Below are 26,459 nucleotides of genomic sequence, written 5' to 3' on the forward strand. Positions count from 1 at the left end.
TGGCGACCCCGACAGGATTCGAACCTGTGACCATTCGCTTAGAAGGCGAATGCTCTATCCAGCTGAGCTACGGGGCCGTCGGCGCGTTCGATAGCGGGGCTTTGACCGGCTTGCAATCATGGGCGGCATTGCATTTGCGCGCCGGCCCGATATGCAAGGGCGCATGAGCGATGCGGGGGTAAGGAAAATCGACGCCTATGCGCTGGGTGCGCGCCCATTGCGCTATTTCGATTTCTGCATGGCCGGTTTCGTCGCGATCCTGCTGCTGTCCAACCTGATCGGCGCGGCGAAGCTGTCGACGCTGGGCGGCTTCACCTTTGGCGCGGGCATCCTCTTCTTTCCTTTGGGCTATGTGCTGGGCGACGTGCTGACCGAAGTCTATGGCTATGCGCGGGCGCGGCGATGCGTCTGGGCGGGCTTTGGTGCAATGCTGTTCATGGCGCTGATGAGCTGGGTGGTGGTGAAGCTGCCTCCGGCGGAGGGATGGCCGGACCAGAAGGCCTATGAGGCCGTGTTCGGCAGCACGTGGCGCATCGTCTTCGCCTCCGTCACCGCCTTCTGGGCGGGTGAGTTCGCCAACAGCTTCGTCCTCGCCAAGATGAAGCTGCTGACGCAGGGCAGGCATTTGTGGATGCGGACCATCGGTTCCACCGTGGTGGGGCAGGGGGTGGACAGCCTGCTTTTCTATCCGCTCGCCTTTTATGGAGACTGGACCAACGCGCAGGTGGCGACGGTGATGGTCACCAACTGGCTGATGAAGGTGACGTGGGAAGCGGTGCTGACGCCCGTGACCTATGTGGTGGTCAATCGCCTCAAGCGCGCGGAGGGGCTGGACGTTTTCGACGAGGGCACGAATTTCACGCCGTTCCGGGCAAGCCTCTAGGACATGGTGTTCCCGCCTGCGCAGGCGCATGATTACTCGCCCGGGTAACGCGCCCGCACGAAATACAGCCCATCGGGCGGCGCGTTCAATCCCAGGGCGGCCCGGTCCTTCGCGTCTCGCGCCGCCTCCAGATCGCTTATCGACCAGCGCCCCATGCCCACCATGGCAAGGCATCCCACCATCGACCGCACCTGATGGTGCAGGAAGGACCGCGCCTCCGCATGGATGGCGAGGCGGTCGCCCGCACGCTCCACATCCAGCCGGTCCAGCGTCTTCACCGGACTTTCCGCCTGGCAGTGGACCGAGCGGAAGGTCGTGAAGTCGTGCCGGCCGACCAGCAGTTGCGCGGCCTCCTGCATCGCGTCCGCGTCCAGCGGCTGGATCACCCGCCAGACCAGCCCATTTTCCCAGGTCAGCGGCGCGCGGCGGTTGGCGATGCGATAGACATAGGAGCGGCCGGTGCAGGAGAAGCGCGCATGCCAGTCGTCTGCCACGGCCTCGCAGGCAAGGATCGCGACCGGCGCCGGCCGGAGAAGCGCGTTCAGCGCCTCCATCAGGCGGAAGGACGCGATGTCCTTCGCAATGTCGGCATGGGTGCGCATGCCAAGGCCGTGGACGCCGGCATCGGTCCGCCCCGCCGCATGGACGGCGACCTGTTCGCCCGTGACGGCGAAGATGGCGTCCTCCATCGCCTGCTGCACGCTCGGCCCATGGGCCTGCCGCTGCCAGCCCATGAAGGGGCGGCCATCGAATTCGACGGTGAAGGCGAAACGGGTCATGGGGTCAGGCGTCGATCCGGCTGCCGGCGGGCATGTCATAGCCGCGCAGCAATTCGCCCGCCGACATCGCGCCCTTGCCCGCGCGCTGGATCAGCGTCGGGCGGATGCTGCCATGGCCGCAGCCGATCAGCAGGCTGTTGTCGAGCAACTCGCCCGCCGGGCCGTCATTCTCCTCGACATGGGCGGCGAGGATGCGGAACCGTTCGCCGCGATATTCGAAGAAGGCGCCCGGTATGGGGTTGAAGGCGCGCACCTGCCGTTCGACCTGATGCGCGTCGCGGCTGAAATCGATCCGCGATTCCGCCTTTTCGATCTTGGAGGCGTAGGTGACGCCTTCCTCCGGCTGGGCGACAGGCGGGTGGAGAGAGAGGTCGTCCAGCACCTCCACCATCAGTTCCGCGCCGGCTTCGGCCAGTTCCTGCGTCAGTGCGCCGGCGGTCTTGTCCTCAATAGGCGTCACATGCTTGGCGCGCATCGGGCCGGTGTCCAGCCCTGCCTCCATGTCCATGATGGTGACCCCCGTGACATTGTCGCCAGCGAGGATGGCGCGCTGGATCGGCGCAGCGCCGCGCCAGCGAGGCAGGAGGGAGGCGTGGATGTTCATGCAGCCCAGGCGCGGCGCCTCCAGGATCGGGCGAGGCAGGATCAGGCCATAGGCGGCGACCACCGCCACATCGGCGTTCAGCGCGGCGAAGGCGGCCTGCACCCCGGCATCCTTCAGCGAAACCGGCGTGCGCGCCTCTATGCCCATTTCCAGCGCCCTCGCATGGACGGGGGACGGACGGAGCGCCTTGCCGCGTCCGGCCGGGCGGGGCGGCTGGCTGTAGGCGGCGACGATCTCATGCCCGGCCTTTGCCAATGCCGCCAGGGCCGGCACGGCGAAATCCGGGGTTCCCATATAAACGATGCGCATGGCTGGCCTTTTGTTGGGTTTCGGCGCCGGCCGGCGCCGCCTCTGAAATGCGCTGGGAGGCGTATTTCCGAAGACGCCTCTCAAACCCCTTGTGTCCGCGACTTGCAAGCCCTTATTCCGGTTCCATGGCTTCTCCCGAGATCGAAGCGCTGACGCAGGCGCTGTCCCGCCTGCCCGGCCTTGGCCCGCGTTCGGCGCGGCGTGCCGTGCTGCACCTGCTCAAGAAGCGGGAATCCGCGCTGGAGCCGCTGCTGCGCGCCCTGGATGCGGTGAACGAACGGCTGGTGACATGCAGCCTGTGCGGCAATGTCGATACCGTCGATCCCTGCGGCATCTGCGCCGATCCGCGCCGGGATGCGCGGGCGCTTTGCGTCGTGGAGGATGTTGCGGACCTGTGGGCGCTCGACAAGTCGCGACTGTTCCCGGGGCGATTCCATGTGCTGGGCGGTCGGCTGTCTGCGCTGGAAGGCGTGCGTCCGGAGGACCTGTCCATCGATGCGCTGGTCGCGCGGGTGGAGGCCGGCGGCATAGACGAGGTGGTTTTGGCGATGAACGCGACGCTGGAGGGACAGACCACCGCCCATTATCTGGCCGAACGGCTGGAGCGTTTTCCCGTGCGCCTGACGCAACTGGCGCATGGCGTGCCGGTGGGCGGGGAACTTGACTATCTGGACGAGGGGACGTTGGCCCAGGCGCTGAGGGCGCGACGCCCCGTCGGGTGAATGTGGCGGTCGCTTGAAATTTTCCGGCCGTCCGATTATTTTGGTTCCATGGCCATTCTTCCCATCCTGGAGGCGCCCGATCCGCGCCTGCGTACCATCTCGTCTCCGGTGGAGGCGATCGATGACGATTTGCAGCGTCTGATCGACGACATGTTCGAAACCATGTACGACGCGCCGGGCATCGGCCTGGCCGCGATCCAGGTGGGCGTACCCAAGCGGGTGCTGGTGATCGACCTGCAGGAACCCGAATCCGATGAGGAGGGCGCGCCGCCGGTCAGGAAGCCGATGGTGTTCATCAATCCGGAAATCCTGGAAGGATCGGAGGACCTGTCGGTCTATAATGAGGGCTGCCTGTCCGTCCCCGACCAGTTTGCGGAAGTGGAGCGGCCGGCGAGCATCCGCGCGAGCTGGATGGACAGGGACGGACGCATCCATGAGGAGCGGCTGGAAGGGTTGCTGGCCACCTGCCTGCAGCATGAGATGGATCATCTGCAGGGCGTGCTGTTCATCGACCATCTGTCGCGGTTGAAGCGGGACATGCTGATGAAGAAGCTGACCAAGGCGCGCAAGGCGGCCTGATCCCAGCGGCAGAGCTAGAGCGTTTTCCAAGCAGATGGAATCATCTGCTGACTCGGAAAACGCGACAAAACAAAAACTTAGAGCAGTCGAGCCGATGCAATCGGATCGGAATCTGCTCTAAAACGAAATGCCCCGGCCTTGGCCGGGGCATTTCGTTTTTGGGCGGGAGGCGGAGGGTGAGCGTAGCGAGTTTCCGGCCTGGCGGTTGGGAATCTCCGCAGATGTCGCACTGGCTCACCCCCTCCCGCCCGCGGAGGGGGAATGGCTGGCTTCATCCAAAAAGAGGTCAGCCGATCAGCGCACGGGCGTCCATGTCTGGGTCTTGCAGAACATCATGATGCAACCCTGCACCTTCAACGTGCCGTCGCCGTTTCGGCTGACCTTGCTGTTATAGGTCTTGCCACTTTCCGGATCGTAGATCGACCCTTTCCACAGATCGCCCACGTCGGCAAAGCCGGTCAGCAGCGCCAGACCGGTCAGCGGCTTGCCGCGCTGGGCCGGATCGGGGTTCTTGATGTCGGTCTGGGGGCGGCCGGGGGTGGGTTTCACGATCTTTTCTATCCGCCCGCAGAGCGTCTTGCCGCAGGGGGCGATCTGGACGATGGCCTTGCCGTCGACCGTGGCCCAGCGGCCGGTGATGGGCTGGGCGGCCTGCGCGGGCAGGGCGGCGAACAGGGGCAGGATGGGCAGCGCGGCGCGGGCGGCGATGCGGGTGATGGCGACCATGGACCTCTCCGGATTTGCGTCTTTGCAAAAGGGGATAGGGCAGGATCGGCCGCTTCGCCAAGGCGGAAAATCAGCGGTTTTCGCGGGCGTTCGAAGGGACGCTACGGCAACGCGCCTGCGCCCCTTCAAAATTTTAGAAGGCCTGGCTGATCGAGCAGGCGGCCGGACCCAGGATGACGACGAACAGGGTCGGCAGGATGAAGAGAATCAGCGGCACGGTCATGATCGCGGGCAGGCGCGCGGCCTTTTCCTCGGCACGCATCATGCGTTCGTGGCGGAATTCGGCGGACAGCACGCGCAAGGCCGAAGCCAGCGGCGTGCCGTATTTTTCCGTCTGGATCATGGTCGTGACCACGCCCTTGATCGCGTCCAGCTTGACGCGGGTGGCCAGGTTCTCGAAGGCCATGCGCCGCTCGGTAAGGAAGCTGAGTTCGATGGCGGTCAGGTGGAATTCATCGCCCAGCTCCGGATAGGCCTTGCCCAGTTCACGGGCGACGCGGCTGAAGGCGGCGTCGACGGTCAATCCAGCCTCGGCGCAGATCACCAGCAGGTCCAGCGCGTCGGGCAGCCCCTTGCGGATCGCGGCGGAACGCTTCTGGATCTTGTTGTCGATGAAGATGTCGGGCGCCTTGTAGGACAGCAGCAACGCGCCGGCGAACGCCATGAAGCGCTTCGCGCCGCCCCATTCGGGGAAGATGCCCACCGCATAGAGCAGCAGCGCCGCCATGCCGCCGATGACGATCGGCAGGATCATGCGGCCGAAGATCACCGCGACCGCCCAGTCCTTCGACCGGATGCCGGCCTGGGCCAGCTTGATCTGCGCTTCCTTGAGCTGATCGTCCTGCAGCACCTTCAGGCTGGAGAGGAGCGACCGCATCTGGTCGGTCGTCTGGTTCTTCTTCACCAGCTTGGCGCGGCGGCGCGCGGTGGAGGCGGTGATGCCGGCCTTCAGCTGTTCGCGCCGTTCGTTGAGCGCCTTGACGCGCTTTGCCATCGGATCGCGCACGGTCATGACCGCATAAAGCGCGAACAGCGTCGCCAGTGTCGCCAGGGCGGCGAGCAGCGTGCCGAAATCGGTGGCGGTCAGGCCGAAGAGGGTGCCGGCGGGGACGGGTGTGCTTTCCATCTTGTCGGCTTCCTCAGATTTCGAAGTTGATCATCTGCGCCATGATGAAGGCGCCGATCGCCATCCAGCACATGCCGCCGATGCCGACCACCTGCATGGTCGAAAGGCCGAATATCCCGGCTGGGTCGGGCGTGAAGAAGGGGGACATGTAATCGTAGTTGATGTAGCAGATCAGGCCGAATACCGTGAAAGGCAGCACGCCGATAATATAGGCCGACGCCTTGGATTCCGAGGACATCGCCCGGATCTTGAGCTTCATCTGCGCGCGCTGGCGCAGCACGTTGGCGAGGTTGGACAGGGTTTCCGCCAGATTGCCGCCGGTTTCGCGCTGGATCGCCAGGCTGATGACGAAGAATTGGAACTCGGGCGTGCCCAGCCGGTCGGCGGTCTCCTGCAACGCCTGATCCATGGTCTTGCCGATCTTGATGCGTTCGGTGATCAGCTTGAATTCCTCGCCCACCGGTCCCGGCACTTCGCTCGACACGACGTTCAGCGTCTCGGCAATGGGAAGGCCCGAGCGCAGGCCCCGGGTCAGCAGTTCCAATGCGTCTGGAAACTTGGCGTTGAATTTCAGCACGCGGCCCTTGATGAGCCGGCTGATCCACATATGCGGCAGGCCAAGCCCCGCCGCGAGGCCCAGCATCACGGCGAACAGCGGCGGGAATCCGCGCAGCATCAGCACGGCGGACAGCAGCAGGAAGATGACGGCGCAGGCGGTCATATACTGGCTGACGGTCCATTTCTTGCCGGTCATGCGGATACGCTTGGCGAGGTTTTCCGGATTGGGCACCAGGGACACCAGCATCGACGATTCATTGCCGGCCGGGCGGTTCGAGATCGCCTTGCGCATGCGCGCTTCCAATATGGCGTCGGTGGAATCGCTGTGCCGGCCGCGGATCAGTTCCATGCGGCGCTTCTGCGCCTTTTCCGGCGACGGGCCGCCAAAGGCCATGACGATCAGGCCCAGCATGGTTGCGAGCAGCACTGCCATCAGGATGATATTGCCGTTCATGTGCCTGCCCGTTTCTTATCCGGTTCCATCAAAGCGGCCATGCCGCCCCCAGGCGGCACGGCCCATCCTGTTCAGGCCGAAGCCTTGCCCTTGCGGCGCGAAGGGATCATGCTCTTGAGATCGCTGATCTTGCCCAGCAGGGAATCGCCCTTCTTCGACGAGGTCGCGCGGCCTTCATCGGCCTCCGCCTCCTCCGCCGCGCCCAATACCGCATCCAGCAGGGTGTTGCAGGCGGCCCCGACCTTGCTGCCCTTGGCCGTCTCCGCCAGCGTCTTGCCCAGCTTGGCGGCCTGCGAGGCGACCTTGAGGTCGAAGGGGATCAGCACGTCCACCTTGCGTTCGATCGACTGTTCGAAATCCTTGCGGCTGATTTCCGGCGCGCCGGGGTGGACGCGGTTGGCGACCACCAGCACGCGCGACTGCGGGGCGTTGGTCTTGAGCCAGGACAGGATGCGGATCGAATCCCGCGCCGCCGCCAGCGTCAGTTCCGTGACCACGACGGTGACGTTCACGTCGCTCATCAGATGCGGATGCTGGATCAGCATGGCGCGCGGCAGGTCGATGACGCTGCATTCGAAAGCCGCGCGGAACTCCTCCAGCAACTGGTAGAAGGCGCCGCCGTCGGTCAGCAGGGGCTGGCTGATCGGCGCTTCGGCCGACAGGATCGCCAGCGTGTCGCTCGCGCGCACCATGGCGCGTTCGATGAACAGACCGTCGATGCGGCTGGGATTTTCGATGGCGTCGGTCAGGCCGCGCCCCGGCTCCAGGTCCATCGCCAGCGCGTTGGTGCCGAAATGGACGTCCAGGTCGAGAAGGGCGGTCGGGCGCTGCCTCTTGTCGCTGAGCAGCCAGGCGAGCGAGGTTGCCAAGCTGGACGCGCCCACGCCGCCGCGCGTGCCGATGACCGCCGTGGTCATGTGCGGCCGTTCCGGCCCCGCATCGCGTGGCGCGAAGAATACGGCCTGCGCCTGCGCCAGCGCGTCGCGCAATTGGTCCGCGCCGAAGGGCTTCAGCAGATAGTCCTGGATGCCGCTGGCCAGCAGGTCGCGATAGAGGCGCACGTCATTGACCTGGCCTGCCGCGATGACGACCGTGCCGGGCTCGCACACTTCGGCCAGGCTGTTGATGTCGTTCAGCGGATCGCCGCTTTCCGACATGTCGATGAACAGGATCTGCGGCGAAGCGGTGATCGACAGGGACTGCACGGCGTTGCGCATGCCGCCCTTGTTCACCTTTTCCGGCGCCCAGCCCATTTCCGCCGCGACGACGCGCAGCAGGTCGAAACTGTGATCGTCGCAGACGAAGGCATGGAAGGGGTCACGCTGGCCGGATGCGCCGGGTTTCCAGGGTGCGTTCATGTCAATTGCCTCCCGACAGGGTCTTGAGGTCGCCGGAACCGGTCGGCGCCTTTTCGCGATAGGTCGAAATCGCGCGGTTGGACGTGGCGGTGCGCAGGTCGCTGTCGGTGGTCTGGCCGCGCACCAGATCCTCCGGATTGGCGATCATCGCGGCCAGATTGCCGTTCACGCCGCAGCCGAAATTGGTCGATGCGCCCAGTTGCTGGTCGGTTTCCGGCTTGTCCGACCAGTCGGGGCAGCCGGGCACGCTGGCGGTGGCGCGGCGCACGATCAGGCGCACGGCGCCCTGTGGCGCGGTGCCGGCGACGGCGGTGCCGTCTTCGCCCACCAGCATGCCGTGGCGCGCCACCACATCGGCTATGCCTTCGCGCAGGGCAGGGCTGTAATAGCCCGCATCCGTCGCCACGGCGACCTGATCGCCATAGCCAAGGCCGATGGAAACGAACCAGTCGTCCAGCCGGCGCGCCTCCGATGCGGTGAGGCCGCCATCGGGGCCCGCCTGCACATCATAGGTGAAGGCGGTGTGGCTGACGACCGGCTGATGGACCGACTGCACGCCGCGATTGGCGGCCTGGTCGGTCTGGCAGGCCGCGAGCGGCAGGGCCATCAGCGCGAGCGCGCCAAGGCGGATAAGGCCGCGGAGGACGGGGGTCTTGCGAGACTGGAAAGTCATGTCTTTCGTCCTTCGGATCAGAAGCTGAAGCCGGGCGCGGCGTCCTTCGAACGCTTGCCGGTGTCACGAGAGGCGACCGGCGGCAGAGCGGCCGAGCTTTGCGGACCCGGCGCGGGCGCCGGAGCGCCCGGCGCGCGGCTCGGCATGGGGGAGCGGGCCCCGCTGACGCCGTCGTGCATCTGTTGCAGGAACAGTCCTTGACCTTCATTGGCGTTGCGGAACCCGTCCGTCGGCAGGCGCACGTCCGAAGCATTCATCGGCTTCACCAGATAGGGGGTGACGACGATGACCAGTTCCGTCTCGTGACGCTGGAAATTGCGCGACTTGAACAGGCTGCCCAGGATCGGCAGATTGCCAATGCCCGGAACCTTGCTGATGCTGTTCGCGGTGTCGTTGTTGAGCAGGCCGGCGATCATGAAGGCCTGACCGGAACCCAGTTCGACCGTAGTTTCGGCCGTGCGGCTCTTGAGGGCCGGAACGCTGGAATCAACGGAGAAGTCCAAGCTCGACACGGTTGGGCGGACCCGCAGCGAAATGCGGCCATCAGCAAGTACGGTTGGTGTAAAGGCCAACTGCACGCCATATTGCTTGAACTCGATGCTGTTACCCTGCGTGCCATTGCTGATTGTGTAGGGATATTCGCCGCCTGCCAGGAAGCTGGCGGTTTCACCCGAGAGCGAGGTCAGGTTGGGTTGGGCCAAGGTGGTGGCAAGACCACTCGATTCCGCAAGGTCCAGAGCGGCACCGATGTCCATGCCCAGGATACGGGCGACGCCGCCGAGCGTGTAGCTGCCATCGTAGAGGTTGTTGAACGTCCCGCCGCCATCGGCATTGAAGGTCAGCGGATTACGGATGCCGCCGCCAATATTGCCGACGACCTTGCCCAGTCCAGGATCGCGGGAGGCAAGGCTGATGCCGATCTTATGGCCAACATCCTTGCTGACTTCGGCAATCTTGACCTGCAGGTTGACCTGAAGCGGCGTCGCGGTGCGCAGGCGGCTGACCACGGTCACTTCCTTGCCGACGAAGGCCTGGGTCAGCCTTTCGGCCTCCGCCGCATCTTCCGGCGCGGCGATGGTGCCGGTCAGCAGGACCATGCCGTTCATCTTGTTGACGGCGATGTCCGCGTTCGGCATCGCCAGCTTCAGCATGTCGTCGATGCTGGTCAGGTTGTTGCCGACCCGCACCGTCCCGGAAAACAGCACCTTGCCGTTCGTCGCCGTCGCGAAGACGGTGGTTTCGCCTGCCTTCTTCGCGATCAGGTAAAGCTGGTTCTGCGAACGGACGTGAACGTCGACCACATCCGGATCGCCGATCACCACGTCCGACATCTTGGCCGGCAGGTTGATGACCTTGCTGCCGCCCACGGAGAGCAGGATCGCATTGTCCTGCATGGAGGCAGGCGCGGCGTTGAGCGCGGTGGTCGGCGCGGCCGCGGCTGCAACCGCCAGGCCGAGCGCGATGGCGGGGCCGAGCAGCGGCTTGGCCGCAAGAGCCGAGAGGGTGTGCGGCCTGGCCGCACGGGTGTGAACAGTGAACCCCTTCATCTTACTTCCCCCCGACCGGAACGACGGTCACGCTGGTTCCGCGGGCGACGCGGATTACCGGCCCCTGGCCGACAATGCCTCCGCCGACCGGCGCGCCCATGACGGGAGAGCCGCCAGCAGCCATCGCCTGCAAAGGCTTGGCGGGGACGCTGCTGCGCTGATAGCGCGAGACGTCGGCGCCTGTGGAATAGGTGCTGCCCTTGTCGACCGGGCGAGCGGCGATGCTGGCCAGCAGCTTCTTTTCCGCATTGGGATTGCTGCCGTCCGGCAGGTCGACGTCGCTGCCGGCAATGGCCGCGTCCAGTTCGGAACTGTTGTCCGCGAGCGAGCGCAGCGAGAGCGAGAGCGAGCCGATGGTCTGGGCCACCGCGATCTTCTCCGCAATCTTCGGCGTCACTTCGATGGTGACGTTGGAATAGGTCTGAACCACCGGCTTGCCGTCGGCGCCCAGCGCGTCCATGCGCTGATCGGTGGCGAGCACGCGCAGGTTGCGCAGGATGGTTTCGGAGACCTTGAGCGGTTCGCCTTCGCCGCCGCCGCTGACGCTCTGCGTCAGCATCAGGTCGACGCGGTCGCCCGGAAAGACGAAGCCCGCCACTGAATTCTGCGCCGATACCGGCACGGTCACGGCGCGCATGCCCGGCCCGAGGGCCGCGGCCAGGAAGCCGCGATCTCCCGGCTTGATCACCGACCCCAGGGTCATCGGCTGACCGGCGGAAATGGCGGTGCGGATGACGCTGCCCACCAGCTTCTGCGGATCGGCCTGGCCTTTGATATAATAGGCCTGCTCGACCAGATCCTTGGGCCAGGGCTGGAAGCGGAAGCTCTCCGCATCCAGGATGGTGCCCACCGGCAGGGCCTTGGTCGCGACTAGCACATGGGGTTGGTCAGCCTCGACCGGCATGGACGATGCGCCCGCTTGCGGTGCGCTCGACGAACTCAGCATGTTGCGTGCAAGCAGGGCTGTAGTGACCGCTATGATCAGCGCCCCCACCAGCAGCACGATCTTCTTGGCATCCATGATGAAATTCGCCTCCCTCAATCGGACGAGTTGCGCCCGAGCCCCCGTTTATTCACGCAAATTGGTTAATATATCGTTCGCCAAGCAGCCAAAGCGCCGCGAACGAGATGGCGATGCCATAGGGGATTTGCGGCTGGCCCAGCCGCCGGGTCATGCGATGGTGCACGACGGTCACGATGGTGACGATGCCCCCCAGCACCGCCATCAGCATCAGCATCGACAGGGTCGCCTGCCAGGGAAACCAGAGCGCCAGCGCACCCAGCAGCTTCACGTCCCCGCCGCCCATGCAGCCGAGCGCGAACAGGGCGGCGAACGCCATGAACACGATCAGCGCCACCAGCAGCTGCACCGCCATGCCCGGCCAGAAGGGCAGGCCGCAGGCCAGCCACCAGAGCGGTGCCAGCGCGGCCACCGTCAGGTTGAGCCGGTTGGAGATGATGCGCGACCGCAGATCGGTGACGGACGCCACGATCAGCAGCACTGTCAGGGCGCCGATCAGCGCCATTTGGAAAATATCCCCCGTCATGGGTTCGAAACTATAGACCGCATGGCTTACCAAAGCGTAACCATGCGGCGCATGGATTCGCCCCGCTTCGTTCCCGTTGCTTTCGACCGGCGCGCCTGGCCGATGGACGGGCGGCTCGATTACTGGACCGCGCCGGATGGCTGGCGCCTTCGCCGCTACCGGCTGGGCGAAGGTCGTCGCGGCCGGATGCTGGTGCTGGGCGGACGCGGCGACATGATCGAGAAATATCTTGAGGTCATCCGCCACTGGGCCGACCGGGGCTGGGCGGTCACCGGCTTCGACTGGCGCGGTCAGGGCGGATCGGGCCGCACGACCGGCGATCCGCTATGCGGCCATATCGACGATTTCGGACAGTGGATCGCCGACCTTGAAGCCTTCGCCACCGATTGGCGCGGGCAGGGGGTGGGGCCGAGCGTGATCGTCGGTCACAGCATGGGCGGCCATCTGTTGCTGCGCGCGCTGGCGGAGGGGATGGCTCCGCCCGATGCCGCCGTGACGGTTGCGCCGATGATGGGACTGCACACCGCGCCCCTGCCGCGCTGGCTGGCGGTGGCCATTGCCGAAACGATGTGCGCCCTGGGCTTTGCCGAAAAGCAGGCGTGGACGCAGAAGGAGGAGTCGGAACGCCAGCGGCGCATGCGGCAGAAGCGGCTGACCCACGATCCCGAACGCTATGCGGATGAGCTGTGGTGGCGCGACCATAGCAGGGAGGTGGCGCTGGGCCCGCCGAGCTGGAAGTGGGTGGCGCAGGCGCTGCATTCGACCCGCGCGCTGGAGCAGGGGCGCGCGATCGAGCGGATTGCCGTGCCCCTGCTCATCCTGGCGGCGCGGACCGACCGGCTCGTCTCCACGCCTGCCATCGCGCGGATCGCGGCGCGGATTGCCGGCGCGCGGCTGCATGTCTATGGGCGGGAGGCCGCGCACGAGATATTGCGGGAGCTGGACCCGGTGCGGCTGGATGCCTTGGCGCGGATCGATTGCTTTCTGGATGAAGTCGCCCCCGGCCGGGCCGGACTGGAATGAACCGGCCCGACATCGTGATTGTCGGCGGCGGGATCGCCGGGGCGAGCCTTGGCGCGGTGCTGGCGGACCGTGCCAGCGTGCTGATGCTGGAGATGGAGCCGAGCGCCGGCTATCACGCGACGGGGCGGGCGGTCTCCTTCTGGGAGGAGACCTATGGCGGGCTGGCGGTTCAGCCCCTGACCACGGCGTCGGGACCGATGCTGGCCGCGCCCGATCCGGACTTTTCCGACACTCCTTTCCTGACGCCGCGCCGGACGTTGCATATCGGGCGGGCAGGCGATGCGGCGGCGCGGGACCGCCTGCTGGAGCAGTTCGGCGGCAAGGTGGACCTGGTTCCGGTCGAGCCTGCCGGGCTTGTCCCTGGACTGCGGCCGGAATGGACGCTGGGCGTGCTGGAGCCGGGTGTGCGCGACATCGACGTGGCGGCGTTGCATCAGGCCTGGTTGCGGCTGTTCCGTCGCCTGGGCGGCGAGGTGCGGCTGGCGACGGCATTGCGGCGTGCCGAGGCGCGGGACGGCGGCTGGCGGGTCGAAACGGATAGGGGCGCGATCGATTGCAACATGATCGTCAACGCGGCGGGGGCCTGGGCGGACGATGTGGCCCGGGCCTGCGGGGTCGCGCCGATTGGCATTGCGCCGCTGCGGCGGACAGTGGTGCAGTTGCGCGTGCCTGCCATGCCTGCGGCCGATCTGCCGCTGGTCATGGACCTTGCCTCGCAATTCTATTTCAAGCCGGAGGGGGAGGGCCGGGTCTGGCTCACGCCCCATGACGAGGAGCCTTCGCCGCCCTGCGACGCCGCGCCGGAGGAAATGGCGGTGGCGGAAGCGATCGCCCGCTTCGAGGCAGTGGTCGACTGGCCGGTCGAGGCGGTGGAACGCAAATGGGCCGGGCTGCGCAGCTTCTCCCGCGACCGGGCGCCGGTCTATGGCTTCGATCCGGCGGCGCGGGGCTTTTTCTGGTTTGCGGGGCAGGGCGGGTTCGGCATCCAGACCTCGCCCGCTGCGGCCTTGCTGGGCGCTGCCCTTCTCAGGGGAGAGGCTTTGCCGCCGCAGATCATAGGGATCGATCCAGCGCCTTATTCTCCGGCGCGGTTCCGTTAGTTCAGCCTGCTTCCTTCATGCCGGGCCGTGTCAAAACCCGTCGGCTCGCCAGCCCCATCATGGCAAAGCCCGCGATCGCGGCGACGATATTCGCGCTTGCCGCCCCGACCGTGCCATAGATCGGCAACAAGGCCGCCTGCATCCCCAGCAGCAAGGCGGTCGAAACCAGCGTGATGCGCAGCGACAGGCTGGCCCGGTCGGTCGCCATCAGCAGCGGACGATAGCTCACCCCGACCAGGTCGATGCAGGCCGCGATCCCCAGCAGCAGCAGCAGCGGATAGGCCGGCAGAAATGCCTTGCCGGCGATCAGCCCCAGCAGCGGATGGCCGATGGTCAGGATGAGGGCGATGATCACGGCCCCTGCGATCAGCGCCAGCCGGTTGGTCCGCCGGAACAGCGTACCCAGCGCCTCATGGCCATGGCTGGAATGGGTGCGGCTCAGTTCCACGAAGATGCTGCGGGAGAGCAGGCTGGAAATCTTGGTCAGGGAATTGGCGAGCTGGTTGGCAAGCCGGTAGAGGCCAGCCCCCGCCGGTCCCACGAACAGGCCGACCACCAGCACGGCCACCTGCTGGCCCACGGATGACAGGGTCGTCTGCAAATTGGTGGCGGTGAGAAAGCCGACGATGCCGGGATTTTCCCTGCGCGCGTCCAGCGCCCGGCCGGACCGCCAGCGCCCCAGCCTTTCGCCCCCGACGCGCAGCGCCAGCCACCAATAGCTGATCGCGCACAACAATTCCGCCGCGCCCCAGGCGATAAGGAAGCCGGTGACATCGGGCATCAGCACCCAGGCCAGCCCGGCGCCGATCATCCGCCCCACCGGGATCATGGTTTCGGCAAAGGCGCCGGAATCGAACCGGTCGAACAGCCGCAGCACGCCGGTCGGGCTGGAGCGGATGGTGATCATCATCACCATGCAGAAGATCCAGGCCTGCCACCCCATGCCCGCCGACAATTCCATCAGCGGTCCGAAGGCGAGGATGATGAAGGCCGCGATCAGCCCGCCCGCCACGGCGGAGCCAAGGTCGATCAGGATGCAGAAGCGCAGCACCCGGTTCAGCGCATCGCCGTCGCCCGCGGCCAGATGCGGCTGGCCGTAGCGCACGACGATCTGCCAGCTGTCGAAGCTCACCAGCGTCTTGATGACGTTGGCGGCGCTCAGCACCAGCGCGAACCGGCCGAAATCCGCGACGCCCAGCGTTCGCGTGACGATGGCCAGATAGGCAAGGCTCAGCACCGCGCCCACGCCCTTGCCGCCCAGCAGCCAGCCGGTATTCGCCAGGATGCGGGCGAAGCCTTCCTGAGCGCCAGCCGATCCGCGCTTGCTCGTCACTTGGGTTCCGGCCTTTCCTGATCGCCGACCGACCGGCGCGGGTCTATCTAGGATTGGGCCGGCTGTGATGCAACATGGCCTGTCCATCGGCCTGTCTTTGCTTTAATGGCCCGACGCATGACTATCTCGAAAGCCATCATCCTTTCCGCAGGCCAGGGATCGCGCCTGCTTCCGCTGACCCGCGACGTGCCCAAATGCATGATCGACTTCAACGGCCGCACTCTCATCAGCTGGCAGGTCGCCGCGCTGGTGGCCAATGGCGTGACCGACATCGTCGTCGTCACCGGCTTCCGCACGGAACGGGTGGAGGATCATGCGCTGCAACTCTATCGCGACACCGGCGCGCGCATCCGCACCGTGTTCAATCCCTTCTTCCAGGTGGCGGACAATCTCGGCACCTGCTGGATCGTGCGGGAGGAGATGGATCGGGACTTCATCATCCTGAACGGCGACACCATCGTCTCGGACGAGATCGTGGCGAAGCTGATCGCGGGGGCGGAGGACGCCATCACCGTCACCGTGGACGTCAAGCCCGGCGATTATGACGATGACGACATGAAGGTGAACCGGGACGAGACCGGCCGCCTGCTTGCCATCGGCAAGCGGCTGCTGCCCCATGACACCAATGCCGAATCCATCGGCATGCTGGCCTTCAAGGGCGAGGGGCCGGCGATCTTCCGCAACCAGATCGACCAGATGATGCGCACGCCCGAGGGCGTCGAGCGCTGGTATCTGCGCGCCATCGACATCATCGCCAAGGGCAACCGCGTCGGCACCGTCTCCATCGAGGGGCTGGACTGGCAGGAAGTCGACTTCCCGCAGGATGTGGAGGCGGCGAAGAGGCTCACCGCCCGCTGGCTGGCCGAGGGGCGTTACGCGAAATAGGGCCTGAGCCAGCCCGTCAGCGCGGCGATCTGTTCGGACGAGAGCTTCACCGCGCTGCCAAGGTCGGGCTGTCCCGGCCATCCGGCGTCCGTTATCCGCAGGCCCTCATGCTCGCGGCTGCCCCCATGGCGGGGCAGCACATGGAAATGGACATGCGGGTCCACCATCATCAGCATCAGATAATTGATCTTCTCATAGCCGACTGCCTCAGTCAGCGCGCTTTCGATCGCCTTGGTCGCGAGGGCCAGTTCGGCATGGGCTTCCGCCGGCAGGTCGCCAAAGGCTGTTGCGTCGGACTTCGCCGCCAGCACCAGCGACCCCAGCGTCGGCTGGGCGGGGCGCAGCAACACCAGCCAATGCGCGAACTCCGCGATCAGGGTCGCGGGGTAGCCGAATTTCCCGATGGTCGCGTTCATGCCCTTGCCTCCATCCAACTGACGATGGGCCGCCCGGAGCGCTTCACGGCATAGGCCTGCATCAGCCGCACCGCATGGACGCCCAGCGAGATGATCGTCCACCAGGCGAGCGCGATCAGCCCGATGTCCGGCCGCCCGGCCAGCAGCGCGACGAACAGGATCACCATATTCGGGTTGCGCCGCGCGGTGATCAGCCGGAACCAGCTGTCGAACCGGCCCCAGACATGGATGTCCATGCCGAAATCCTTGATGAACATCCCCTCGATCAGCCGCTGGAGCACATAGCCCGCGATCACTGCCGCCATCACCAGCGCGAAGGTCTGCGTCGACAGCGCCAGCCCCCAGGCCGACAGCCCCACGCCCCAGAAATACCACCAGAAGGGCGGATGGATCAGGTCGACGCCATGGTCCGCCACATTGCCCCATTTGGACGAGGTGATGGTGCAGCGGGCCAGCTTCCCGTCCACCGTGTCCAGCACCATGAAGACGAAGCCGGCAAGCATGCCAGTCCAGTAAAGCCCCTGGGCGAAGAACCAGGTCGCCAGCACGCACAGCGTCGCGCCGATGGCCGTCACCATATTGGGCGTCATGCCGATGGAGGCGGCCAGCCGCGTCAGCCACAGCGCCAATTCGGGCCAGAGATATTTGGTCAGCAGGTCGGTGACGCCCTTATAGGCGCCGAAATAACTTTGCCGTTCGATGCCGCGCCGGGTTGCGGGGGTCAGTTCCCGGACGAAGGGCTGCTCCAGCTTGCGGAGTTGCCGGTTGTAGAGCTTCCGCCCATCCGACAGATCGACGACATGCGCCGCGCTCAGCGGATCGCTGCCTGCCGGCACCTGCCCGACGATCGGTACCGCGCCCCAGGCGAAGACCGTCCCAGGCTCCTCCAGCACCAGCCGCAGCAGCATCGGATCGAAGGCGTAGCTCAGGTTGAACAGCAGTTCATGCCCGTCCGCCAATGCGCTGCCGTTCTTCGCGGCGCTTTCGGCCATGCGGCGGCAGCGCTCGGCATTGGACATGCCCCAGATGCGGGTCGCATTGTCGCCCAGCAGCCGCACCGGCCCCAGCGCGGTCATGATCGTCTGCGTCATGCGGCGGCGGTCCTTTCGGAGTTCCGGGCGAAATCGAGGATGAGGTCGGCCTGCCTTTCGGAAGCAGGCGTGGGTGATCGGTCGATGGAATCGGACATGGCCGCTTCCTGAGCATCAACGAACCCGGCTTGCAAGTCCGCCGCGCGATCAAGCGCCTGTGGCAGGGCGCCCATATCCTCGATCACCTGCCCCAGCCGCCAATGGGCGAAGGCCTCATCGCCGCGCCAGTCGCGCCGGTCGAGATTGAGGAAGATGCAGGGGCGGGGATGGAGCAGATATTCATAGATCTGACTCGACACGTCGCCCAGATAGACGTCCGCGCTCATCGTATAGCTCATGTCGATGGAATGACGGCTGCCCATGTCGACCAGGATATGGGGCGCCGCCGTGCGGATCGGCGCGGTGCGGCAGGCAAGCTTGGTATGGGGGGCGATGATGACGTTCCACCCCTCCAGCGCTTCCAGCGCTGCCAGCACCTCCGGCCCATGGCGGGGCCAGGACGACAATTGGGCATCAAAATGCGGATTGTAAAGCAGCACCGGCCGGTCATTGTCGAAAAAGCGTCGCCGCGCGGCCTTCAGCTCGAACTTCGCATAGCCGCCGACCGCGCAATCCTGCGCCGTGCAGAGCCCGCGGTCGATCAGCCGCCGCCGGTCCTTCTCGCCCGCGACCAGCGTCAGGTCGAAGGCGGAATGGCGCGCCTTGTACCCGCCCTCCCGGTCGCCCGCGCCATGCTTGATCTGGATCATGCGGGCGGAAAAGCCGGGCATGGTGCGCAGCCAGCCGCTGGAAATCTCCGTCGTCACCAACAGGGGAAAGCGGCGGACCGTCGCATAGTTCAGCATCAGCGTCAGGAAACGCGACGGCTGGCGGAACAGCGAGTCGGGTTGGGCGGGCGGCCTGCGCAGGCGGATGAGGTCCAGCGCGCCTTCCGGATCATAGCTGGCGACCAGATCCAGGATCAGGCGGGAGGGGGAAAGCACATGCACCTTCACCCCCGCCCGGCGCGACAGGGCAAGCGCGGCCGGCAGCCAGTGATAGACCTGATGGGCTTCGGCAATGGCGAGGAAGGCGATGTCGGTCGGCAACGGGCTGGCTCTCCAGGGTGTGCCGCGCCGTAGCGATCAGGACCGCCACAAATCAAGCAACCCGTTTTTTGCATTGCGTCAGTGCTGGACCTTTGCAGATTTTTTGTTATGCGCAACGCCGACTGAAGGATTATCCGAAGAGGCTTGACGAGCAATGGCCGAATTTTCGCTGCCCAAGAACAGCAAGATCAGCGCCAAGGGCGTAACCCACAAGGCGCCCGACGGCGCGACGAACGTCAAGAGCTTCAAGGTCTATCGCTACGATCCCGACTCCGGGCAGAATCCGCGCTACGACACGTTCGAGATCGATCTCGACAATTGCGGGCCGATGGTTCTGGACGCGCTGCTGAAGATCAAGAATGAATATGATCCGACGCTGACCTTCCGCCGTTCCTGCCGCGAGGGCATTTGCGGTTCCTGCTCGATGAACATGAACGGCCGCAACGGCCTGGCCTGCACCACCTCGATCGAGGAATGCGCGGGCAAGGAAGTGCGCGTCACGCCGCTGCCGCACATGGACGTCATCAAGGATCTGGTCCCCGATTTCACCCATTTCTACGCCCAGTACAACAGCATCAAGCCCTGGCTGCAAACCGTCAGCCCGGCGCCCAGCGGCAAGGAACGGCTCCAGTCGCCCGCCGATCGCGAGAAGCTGGACGGCCTCTATGAGTGCATCCTGTGCGCCTGCTGCTCGACCTCCTGCCCCAGCTACTGGTGGAACAGCGACAAGTTCCTGGGCCCGGCGATCCTGCTCCAGGCCTATCGCTGGCTGGCCGACAGCCGCGACGAATATACCGGCGAGCGTCTGGACGAGCTGGAGGATCCCTTCCGCCTCTATCGCTGCCACACCATCATGAACTGCGCGAATGTCTGCCCCAAGGGTCTGAGCCCGGCCAAGGCGATCGCGGAAACCAAGAAGATGATGGTCGAGCGGCAACTCTGACACGGTGAGCGACGGAGCGGGTCATCTGAGCCCGGTGGCCGAAGGGCCGTGGGCGGGTTGGTCGTGCTGGACCGACACGGCGCCGGGCACGTTCCTCGACTCGGCCATCGGCACCAGCTATTCGCGCAGCGATGCGGTGGGCAGGGCGACGGTCATGCTGGAAAGCCTGCCGTCGCACGCCAACCGGTTGGGAGCGCTGCATGGCGGCTTTCTCGCCGGATTTGCCGATCATGCCTATTTCGCGGCCCTGGCGGCGATGGGGCGTCCGGAACAGGCGGCGGCGGTGACCGTTGACCTCAGCATGCAATATTGTGGCTCCGGAAAGATCGGTCCCGTCCTGCGCGCGGAGGTCGAATTGCTGCGGGAGACGGGGCGGCTGATGTTCCTGCGCCTGACCATTTCCCAGGATGACGACCTGATCGCGGCATCGACCGCGACCGTGCGCAAGGCGCCCGAACCCAAGAAGCCGCTGCCAGGGTGAGCAGCGTCATCGCCCGTTACGACGCGCTCGTGACCGCGGGCGAATTGCGGCCCGACCCCGACCAGCGGGCGGCGGCGATGCGCCTGGACCTGCTCCAGCAGGAACTGGAGGCGTCGCCGCCGCGCGGTTCGACCTTGTGGAGGCTGCTGCGAAAGGCGCCGGAACCGCCGCGCGGCCTTTACATGTGGGGCGGCGTCGGGCGCGGCAAGTCGATGCTGATGGACCTGTTCTTCGACACGGTGCATGTCCAGCGCAAGAAGCGCGCCCATTTCCACGAATTCATGCTCGATGTCCATGCCCGGCTGGCCGAGGCGCGCAAGTCGGAGACGGGCGACCCGATCCCCCCGGTGGTCGAGTCGCTGGCGGAGGAGGCGCGGCTGCTCTGTTTCGACGAGATGGTCGTCAACAATATGGCCGATGCCGCGATCATGTCGCGGCTCTTTACCGGCTTGCTGGAAAAGCGGGTGACGATCGTCACCACCTCCAACCGCGAGCCGGACGAACTCTACAAGAACGGTCTCAACCGCCAGCTTTTCCTGCCCTTCATCGACCTCATCAAGGCGAAGCTGGACGTCATGACCCTGAACGGTCCGACGGACTATCGCCGCGATCGCCTGGGCGATGCGACCCTGTGGCACGCGCCCAACGGTCCGGAAGCGACGAGGGCGCTGTCGGAAGCCTTTTTCCGCCTGACCGACTATCCGGTCGAAGACCGGGCGAAGGTTCCGGCCGAGGACATCAAGGTGCAGGGCGGCCGGACGCTGCATGTGCCCAAGAGCCTGAAGGGCGTCGCCGTCTTTTCCTTCAAGCGCCTCTGCGTCGAGGCCCGGGGCGCGCCGGACTATCTGGCGATCGCCCGCAAATATCACACCGTCATCATCGTCGGCATCCCGGTGTTGGGGCCAGAGAAACGCAATGAGGCCGCGCGTTTCGTGACGCTGATCGACGCGCTCTACGAATATAAGGTGAAACTGCTCGCCTCCGCCGATGCGGAACCGGCGCGTCTCTACCCGGAGGGCGATGGCGCGTTCGAGTTCGAGCGCACCGTATCCCGCCTGATGGAAATGCAGTCCGACGACTATCTGGCGCTGGGCCACGGCGAGAAATAATCTCGCTCCGTCTAATTCGCCATTGTCCGCTTTGGAAAAAAGGGTCCGCACGCTCCCATTGAAGGGAGGCGTGCGGCAGGTGGCCGCTGTGGGGAAGGGCCATGCGCCAGGGTAGGAGCGCGTGGGCGACAGAGGCGAAACGGCTATTAATGAAATTGCGAATGAATTGCAAAGATAAATTGGCATGTGGGCCTTTGCGCGGTTGAAACCTAGGGCGGATAGGCCTAAGCGCACTTTCAGTTCCGGTTTCTTGGCAATTCCAGTTTACGGCTTGGAGGATGATTGCATATGGCCCGTAAGAAGATCGCGCTTATCGGCGCTGGTAATATCGGTGGCACGCTCGCGCATCTGGCGGCTCTCAAGGGGCTTGGCGACATCGTCCTCTTCGACGTCGTCGAAGGCGTGCCGCAGGGCAAGGCGCTCGACCTGTCGCAATGCGCTTCGGTCGAAGGCTTCGACGCGAAGATCACCGGCTCCAACGATTATGCCGACATTGCGGGCGCGGACGTCATCATCGTCACCGCCGGCGTCGCCCGCAAGCCGGGCATGAGCCGCGACGACCTGCTGGGCATCAACCTCAAGGTCATGAAGGCCGTGGGCGAGGGCATCGCCGCCAACGCGCCCGACGCCTTCGTCATCTGCATCACCAACCCGCTCGACGCGATGGTGTGGGCGCTGCGCGAATTTTCCGGCCTGCCGCACAACAAGGTGGTCGGCATGGCGGGCGTGCTCGACTCGTCGCGCTTCAACCATTTCCTCGCGGAAGAATTCAACGTGTCGGCCAAGGACGTCACCAGCTTCGTGCTCGGCGGCCATGGCGACACGATGGTCCCGGTGATCGAATATTCGACCGTCGCGGGCATCCCGGTTCCCGACCTGATCAAGCAGGGCCGCTCGACCAAGGAGCGCATCGACGCCATCGTCCAGCGCACCCGTTCGGGCGGCGGCGAGATCGTCGCGCTGCTGAAGACAGGCTCGGCCTTCTATGCGCCGGCCACCAGCGCCATCGCCATGGCTGAAGCCTATCTGGGCGACAAGAAGCGCCTGCTGCCCTGCGCCGCCAACCTGACCGGCCAGTACGGCGTCGACAATCTCTATGTCGGCGTGCCCGTGATTATCGGCGCCGGCGGTGTCGAGCAGGTCGTCGAGATCGAGCTGGACGACGAAGCCAAGGCGAACCTTCAGGTGTCGATCGACGCCGTCAAGGAACTGCTGGAAGCCTGCAAGGGCATCGATCCTTCGCTGGCCTGATCCGCAAACGAGCTTGCACCGGACCGTCCCAGGTAAGTGCGCAGCCTGGGGCGGTCCGCCTTTAGACCCAAAGTGCCACGTCCACAGAAAATGAAGGGACGCCCATGTCCATTCTGGTGAACAAGAACACCAAGGTCATCACCCAGGGTATGACCGGTGCCACCGGTACCTTCCACACCGAAACCGCCCTGGCCTATGGCACGCAGATGGTCGGCGGCGTCACGCCGGGCAAGGGCGGCACGACCCATATCGGCCTGCCCATGTTCGACACCGTGGCCGAAGCCAAGTCGAAGACCGGCGCCGACGCGTCGGTCATCTATGTTCCGCCGCCGTTCGCGGCCGACTCGATCCTGGAAGCGATCGACGCCGAAATCCCGCTGATCGTCTGCATCACCGAAGGCATTCCGGTGCTGGACATGGTGAAGGTGAAGCGCGCCCTTTCGGGTTCGAAGTCGCGCCTGATCGGCCCGAACTGCCCCGGCCTGCTGACGCCGGGCGAATGCAAGATCGGCATCATGCCGGGCAACATCTTCTCCAAGGGCAGCGTCGGCGTCGTCTCGCGCTCCGGCACGCTGACCTATGAAGCCGTGTTCCAGACCACCAATGCGGGCCTGGGCCAGACCACGGCCGTCGGCATCGGCGGCGATCCGGTGAACGGCACCAACTTCATCGACGTGCTGGAACTGTTCCTGGCCGACGACGCCACCGAATCGATCATCATGATCGGTGAAATCGGCGGCGACGCGGAGGAACAGGCCGCCCAGTTCCTGATCGACGAAGCGAAGAAGGGCCGCAAGAAGCCGATGGCCGGCTTCATCGCGGGCCGCACCGCGCCTCCGGGACGCCGCATGGGCCATGCCGGCGCGATCGTGTCGGGCGGCAAGGGCGACGCGGAGAGCAAGATCGCGGCGATGGAAGCAGCCGGCATCAAGGTTGCGGCGAGCCCCTCCGAACTCGGCACGACCCTGCTGGAAGTGCTGAAGGGCTGATCCAGCCATGGAGATGGCCGGGCTGCACCCCGGCCATCTGTTACCCCGCACCCGCGACTGCACGCGGTTGGCATGGGACGAGAGAAATGGGTTACGAAAACCAGGACTTCGAGATTGAGCGCGGACCGAGCTGGGCGCGCACCAACTGGCCGCCGATCGACACCGACGACCTGACCGGGGCGCTTGACCCCACGCAGATGCAAGTGGCCGTGAAGGCCGCCGCCAAGGCCAGCGGCAAGGCGGTTTCGGATGCCGATGCCGTAAGTGCGGCCGACGATGCAATACGCGCGCAGATGTTGATCCGCACATATCGCGTACGTGGTCATCTGGCTGCCAATCTCGACCCGCTGGGGTTGACCCAACGCGATCTGCCGGCCGACCTGACGCCGGAATATCACGGCCTGAACGATCCGGACAAGAAGGTCTATCTGGGCGGCACGCTGGGCCTGCAATATGCGACCGTGCGTGAGATCGTGGCGATCCTGCGCGCCAATTATTGCGGCAATGTCGGCCTGGAATATATGCACATCGCGGACGTGGAGGAACGCCGTTTCCTGCAGGAGCGTCTGGAGGGCAAGGACAAGGAAATCCATTTCACGCCGGAAGGCAAGAAGGCGATCCTGGCCAAGGTGATCCACGCCGAGCAATATGAGAAGTTCCTGGGCCGCAAATATGTCGGCACCAAGCGCTTCGGCCTGGACGGCGGCGAATCGATGATCCCGGCGCTGGAAGCCATCATCAAATATGGCGGCGCGCAGGGCGTGCGCGAGATCGTCTATGGCATGGCGCATCGCGGCCGGCTGAACGTGCTCGCCAATGTGATGGCCAAGGGCTTCCGCGTCATCTTCCACGAATTTTCGGGCGGCACCGCCAATCCCGAGGATGTCGGCGGATCGGGCGACGTCAAATATCACCTCGGCACCTCGACCGACCGTGAGTTCGACGGCGTCAAGGTCCATATGTCGCTGGTCCCCAATCCGTCGCACCTCGAAACCGTCGATCCGGTGGTGCTGGGCAAGGTGCGCGCGCAGCAGACCTTCCGCGACGACCTCGCCAAGCATGAGCAGGTGCTGCCCGTGCTGATCCACGGCGACGCGGCCTTTGCGGGGCAGGGCATCGTCTGGGAATGCTTCGGCTTCTCCGGCGTGTCGGGCTATAATACCGGCGGCTGCATCCACTTCATCGTCAACAACCAGATCGGCTTCACGACCAGCCCGCAATTTTCGCGCGGTTCGCCTTATCCCAGCGATGTGGCGAAGGGCGTCCAGGCCCCGATCCTGCACGTCAATGGCGATGATCCGGAGGCCGTGACCTTCGCGTGCAAGCTGGCGATGGAATATCGCCAGACCTTCCACCGCGACATCGTGATCGACATGTGGTGCTATCGCCGCTTCGGTCACAATGAAGGCGATGAGCCGTCCTTCACCCAGCCGCAAATGTATGCGAAGATCCGTCAGCATCCGCCGGTCAGCGACGTCTATTCGGCGCGGCTGAAGGCGGAGGGCGTGGTCGACGATGATTTCGTCGCCCAGGTTACGGGCGACTTCGTCAACCATCTGGAGGAAGAGTTCGAGGCCGGCAAGAGCTACAAGCCCAACAAGGCCGACTGGTTCGCCGGTCGGTGGTCCGGCCTGCACAAGCCGGCCGATGCCGAAACGAGCCGCCAGAGCGTCGACTCCGCCATCAGCCAGAAGCTGTTCGACAGCCTGGGCAAGACGCTGACGGCGATTCCGGAGGGCCTCAACGTCCACAAGACGCTGAAGCGCGTGATCGACGCCAAGGCCGAGATGTTCAAGTCCGGCGAGAATTTCGACTGGGCGACCGGCGAGGCGCTGGCCTTCGGATCGCTGCTGTCGGAAGGCTATGGCGTTCGTCTGTCGGGCCAGGACTCCGGGCGCGGCACCTTCAGCCAGCGGCACGCGGTCTGGACCGACCAGGATAGGGAGAACAAATATATCCCGCTCTCGACCGTGCCGCACGGCCGGTTCGAGGTGCTGGATTCGCCGCTCTCCGAATATGGCGTGCTGGGCTTCGAATATGGCTTCGCGCTGGCCGATCCGAAGAGCCTGGTGCTGTGGGAAGCGCAGTTCGGCGACTTCGCCAATGGCGCGCAGATCATCTTCGACCAGTATATCGCTTCGTCGGAGACCAAGTGGCTGCGGTCCAACGGCCTCGTCTGCCTGCTGCCGCATGGCTATGAAGGCCAGGGTCCCGAGCATAGCTCGGCCCGGCTGGAGCGCTATCTCCAGCTTTGCGCGGAAGGGAATATCCAGGTCGCGAACATCACGACCCCGGCCAATTACTTCCACGTCCTGCGTCGTCAGATGCTGCGGCCGTTCCGCAAGCCGCTGATCATCATGGCGCCCAAGTCGCTGCTGCGCCACAAGCTGGCGGTCAGCAAGGCGGAGGACTTCCTGGGCGAAACGCACTTCAAGCGCATCCTGTCGGACCCCAATGGGGCCGCCGACAAGGACACCCGCCGCCTGGTGCTCTGTTCCGGCAAGGTCTTCTACGACCTGATGGAGGCCCGCGACGCCGCGGGCGACACGGACGTGCAGATCGTGCGCATCGAGCAGATCTACCCGTTCGCGGCCGAAGCCCTCGCCAAGCGCATCGAGCGCATGACGAACCTGGAAGAAGTCGTCTGGTGTCAGGAAGAACCGCGCAACAACGGCGCATGGTTCTTCGTGGAGCCCTATGTCGAGGAAGCGCTGGCAGCCGCCGGCAAGGCGCCGATGCGCGCCCGCTATGCCGGCCGCAAGGCGTCGGCGTCGCCCGCCACGGGCCTCGCCAAGCGCCATGTCGCTGAGCAGGGCGCCCTCGTCGCCGATGCGCTGGGTCACAGCGTCCGTGAAGAAATCCGTCGCCAGAAGAAAGGCTGAACA

26 protein-coding genes and 1 tRNA gene are annotated in these 26,459 nt (G+C 65.4%); 12 read left to right on the forward strand and 15 right to left on the reverse strand.

What is annotated here, in order from left to right; all coding sequences use genetic code 11:
* Positions 1-77 (reverse strand) — tRNA-Arg (locus tag EGM87_RS01240).
* Positions 78-163: 86 nt separating this feature from the next.
* On the opposite strand from EGM87_RS01240, the gene EGM87_RS01245 reads away from it, so the two are divergent.
* A complete protein-coding gene (locus EGM87_RS01245) occupies positions 164-883 on the forward strand; it encodes a queuosine precursor transporter (protein ID WP_025550419.1) in 720 nt (239 codons plus the stop codon).
* A gap of 32 nt (positions 884-915) precedes the next feature.
* Here the strand turns inward: EGM87_RS01245 and truA are convergent, their stop codons facing one another.
* Together truA and fmt are read right to left on the reverse strand one after the other, a co-directional pair.
* Positions 916-1,662: a tRNA pseudouridine(38-40) synthase TruA gene (gene truA, locus EGM87_RS01250; RefSeq protein WP_137709267.1), complete on the reverse strand. Its 747-nt coding sequence runs from the start codon at positions 1,660-1,662 to the stop codon at positions 916-918.
* A gap of 4 nt (positions 1,663-1,666) precedes the next feature.
* Positions 1,667-2,575, reverse strand: coding sequence for a methionyl-tRNA formyltransferase (gene fmt, locus EGM87_RS01255; RefSeq protein WP_137709266.1), 909 nt, complete (start codon positions 2,573-2,575; stop codon positions 1,667-1,669).
* Positions 2,576-2,700: 125 nt separating this feature from the next.
* Between fmt and recR the strand changes: the two genes are divergently transcribed.
* Together recR and def are read left to right on the forward strand one after the other, a co-directional pair.
* The gene (gene recR / locus EGM87_RS01260; RefSeq protein WP_044661769.1) at positions 2,701-3,297 is read left to right on the forward strand and encodes a recombination mediator RecR; all 597 of its coding nucleotides are present in this window, start codon (positions 2,701-2,703) and stop codon (positions 3,295-3,297) included.
* Positions 3,298-3,345: 48 nt separating this feature from the next.
* The gene (gene def, locus EGM87_RS01265) at positions 3,346-3,876 is read left to right on the forward strand and encodes a peptide deformylase (RefSeq protein WP_048576188.1); all 531 of its coding nucleotides are present in this window, start codon (positions 3,346-3,348) and stop codon (positions 3,874-3,876) included.
* Positions 3,877-4,170: 294 nt separating this feature from the next.
* Here the strand turns inward: def and EGM87_RS01270 are convergent, their stop codons facing one another.
* The 8 genes from EGM87_RS01270 to EGM87_RS01305 all read right to left on the reverse strand — a co-directional run bounded on the left by EGM87_RS01270 (position 4,171) and on the right by EGM87_RS01305 (position 11,844).
* Positions 4,171-4,602, reverse strand: a complete 432-nt coding sequence (locus EGM87_RS01270) for a DUF2147 domain-containing protein (protein ID WP_137709265.1) — start codon at positions 4,600-4,602, stop codon at positions 4,171-4,173.
* 133 nt (positions 4,603-4,735) lie between these two features.
* The gene (locus EGM87_RS01275; RefSeq protein ID WP_025547806.1) at positions 4,736-5,728 is read right to left on the reverse strand and encodes a type II secretion system F family protein; all 993 of its coding nucleotides are present in this window, start codon (positions 5,726-5,728) and stop codon (positions 4,736-4,738) included.
* 13 nt (positions 5,729-5,741) lie between these two features.
* Positions 5,742-6,740 (reverse strand): type II secretion system F family protein, encoded by a 999-nt coding sequence (locus EGM87_RS01280; RefSeq protein WP_137709264.1) that lies wholly within the window; start codon positions 6,738-6,740, stop codon positions 5,742-5,744.
* Positions 6,741-6,811: 71 nt separating this feature from the next.
* A complete protein-coding gene (locus EGM87_RS01285; protein ID WP_044661772.1) occupies positions 6,812-8,098 on the reverse strand; it encodes a pilus assembly protein CpaE in 1,287 nt (428 codons plus the stop codon).
* A 1-nt stretch (position 8,099) separates the two neighbouring features.
* Positions 8,100-8,771, reverse strand: coding sequence for a CpaD family pilus assembly protein (locus EGM87_RS01290; RefSeq protein WP_025547810.1), 672 nt, complete (start codon positions 8,769-8,771; stop codon positions 8,100-8,102).
* A gap of 17 nt (positions 8,772-8,788) precedes the next feature.
* Positions 8,789-10,318 carry a type II and III secretion system protein family protein gene (locus EGM87_RS01295; RefSeq protein ID WP_137709263.1) on the reverse strand — a complete coding sequence of 510 codons (1,530 nt, stop codon included), beginning with the start codon at positions 10,316-10,318 and terminating at the stop codon, positions 8,789-8,791.
* A 1-nt stretch (position 10,319) separates the two neighbouring features.
* Positions 10,320-11,339, reverse strand: coding sequence for a Flp pilus assembly protein CpaB (cpaB, locus tag EGM87_RS01300; protein WP_137709262.1), 1,020 nt, complete (start codon positions 11,337-11,339; stop codon positions 10,320-10,322).
* Positions 11,340-11,391: 52 nt separating this feature from the next.
* The gene (locus EGM87_RS01305; protein ID WP_082166087.1) at positions 11,392-11,844 is read right to left on the reverse strand and encodes an A24 family peptidase; all 453 of its coding nucleotides are present in this window, start codon (positions 11,842-11,844) and stop codon (positions 11,392-11,394) included.
* A 63-nt stretch (positions 11,845-11,907) separates the two neighbouring features.
* On the opposite strand from EGM87_RS01305, the gene EGM87_RS01310 reads away from it, so the two are divergent.
* Positions 11,908-12,888 (forward strand): alpha/beta hydrolase, encoded by a 981-nt coding sequence (locus EGM87_RS01310; protein WP_137709261.1) that lies wholly within the window; start codon positions 11,908-11,910, stop codon positions 12,886-12,888.
* On the forward strand, positions 12,885-13,988 hold the full coding sequence (locus EGM87_RS01315) for an NAD(P)/FAD-dependent oxidoreductase (RefSeq protein ID WP_137709260.1): 1,104 nt from the start codon (positions 12,885-12,887) through the stop codon (positions 13,986-13,988). Before EGM87_RS01310 ends, EGM87_RS01315 begins: the two co-directional genes overlap by 4 nt.
* A gap of 1 nt (position 13,989) precedes the next feature.
* Here EGM87_RS01315 and EGM87_RS01320 read toward each other — a convergent pair whose 3' ends face one another.
* Positions 13,990-15,321, reverse strand: coding sequence for a lipopolysaccharide biosynthesis protein (locus tag EGM87_RS01320; RefSeq protein WP_137709259.1), 1,332 nt, complete (start codon positions 15,319-15,321; stop codon positions 13,990-13,992).
* Positions 15,322-15,438: 117 nt separating this feature from the next.
* Between EGM87_RS01320 and EGM87_RS01325 the strand changes: the two genes are divergently transcribed.
* Entirely contained in the window at positions 15,439-16,206 is a 768-nt protein-coding gene (locus EGM87_RS01325; protein ID WP_061938966.1) for a phosphocholine cytidylyltransferase family protein, read from the forward strand.
* Here the strand turns inward: EGM87_RS01325 and EGM87_RS01330 are convergent.
* From EGM87_RS01330 to EGM87_RS01340, 3 genes are read right to left on the reverse strand one after another with little or no spacing between them, the layout of a single operon-like run.
* Positions 16,194-16,622, reverse strand: coding sequence for an HIT family protein (locus tag EGM87_RS01330; protein ID WP_061938965.1), 429 nt, complete (start codon positions 16,620-16,622; stop codon positions 16,194-16,196). The two genes, EGM87_RS01325 and EGM87_RS01330, sit on opposite strands and share 13 nt — an antisense overlap.
* Positions 16,619-17,713: a CDP-alcohol phosphatidyltransferase family protein gene (locus tag EGM87_RS01335; RefSeq protein WP_137709258.1), complete on the reverse strand. Its 1,095-nt coding sequence runs from the start codon at positions 17,711-17,713 to the stop codon at positions 16,619-16,621. The genes EGM87_RS01330 and EGM87_RS01335 overlap by 4 nt, the downstream gene beginning before the upstream one ends.
* A complete protein-coding gene (locus tag EGM87_RS01340) occupies positions 17,710-18,801 on the reverse strand; it encodes a CDP-glycerol glycerophosphotransferase family protein (protein ID WP_137709257.1) in 1,092 nt (363 codons plus the stop codon). Before EGM87_RS01340 ends, EGM87_RS01335 begins: the two co-directional genes overlap by 4 nt.
* Before the next feature lie 154 nt (positions 18,802-18,955).
* Here EGM87_RS01340 and EGM87_RS01345 point away from each other — a divergent pair, with 154 nt between their 5' ends.
* The 6 genes from EGM87_RS01345 to EGM87_RS01370 all read left to right on the forward strand — a co-directional run bounded on the left by EGM87_RS01345 (position 18,956) and on the right by EGM87_RS01370 (position 26,456).
* Positions 18,956-19,744 carry a succinate dehydrogenase iron-sulfur subunit gene (locus tag EGM87_RS01345; protein ID WP_025547823.1) on the forward strand — a complete coding sequence of 263 codons (789 nt, stop codon included), beginning with the start codon at positions 18,956-18,958 and terminating at the stop codon, positions 19,742-19,744.
* Positions 19,745-19,778: 34 nt separating this feature from the next.
* Positions 19,779-20,225, forward strand: a complete 447-nt coding sequence (locus EGM87_RS01350; RefSeq protein ID WP_137709694.1) for a PaaI family thioesterase — start codon at positions 19,779-19,781, stop codon at positions 20,223-20,225.
* Complete coding sequence (zapE, locus tag EGM87_RS01355; protein WP_044661780.1) at positions 20,222-21,334, forward strand: cell division protein ZapE; 1,113 nt, start codon at positions 20,222-20,224, stop codon at positions 21,332-21,334. The genes EGM87_RS01350 and zapE overlap by 4 nt, the downstream gene beginning before the upstream one ends.
* A 288-nt stretch (positions 21,335-21,622) precedes the next feature.
* A complete protein-coding gene (mdh, locus tag EGM87_RS01360) occupies positions 21,623-22,585 on the forward strand; it encodes a malate dehydrogenase (protein WP_044661781.1) in 963 nt (320 codons plus the stop codon).
* A 104-nt stretch (positions 22,586-22,689) separates the two neighbouring features.
* Positions 22,690-23,574 carry a succinate--CoA ligase subunit alpha gene (sucD, locus tag EGM87_RS01365; RefSeq protein WP_025547828.1) on the forward strand — a complete coding sequence of 295 codons (885 nt, stop codon included), beginning with the start codon at positions 22,690-22,692 and terminating at the stop codon, positions 23,572-23,574.
* 86 nt (positions 23,575-23,660) lie between these two features.
* Positions 23,661-26,456, forward strand: a complete 2,796-nt coding sequence (locus EGM87_RS01370) for a 2-oxoglutarate dehydrogenase E1 component (RefSeq protein WP_137709256.1) — start codon at positions 23,661-23,663, stop codon at positions 26,454-26,456.
* Positions 26,457-26,459 lie beyond the last annotated feature (3 nt).

The sequence above is a fragment of the Sphingobium sp. RSMS genome (genome assembly GCF_005406185.4).
In the GTDB taxonomy this organism is placed as follows: Bacteria; Pseudomonadota; Alphaproteobacteria; order Sphingomonadales; family Sphingomonadaceae; genus Sphingobium; species Sphingobium fuliginis.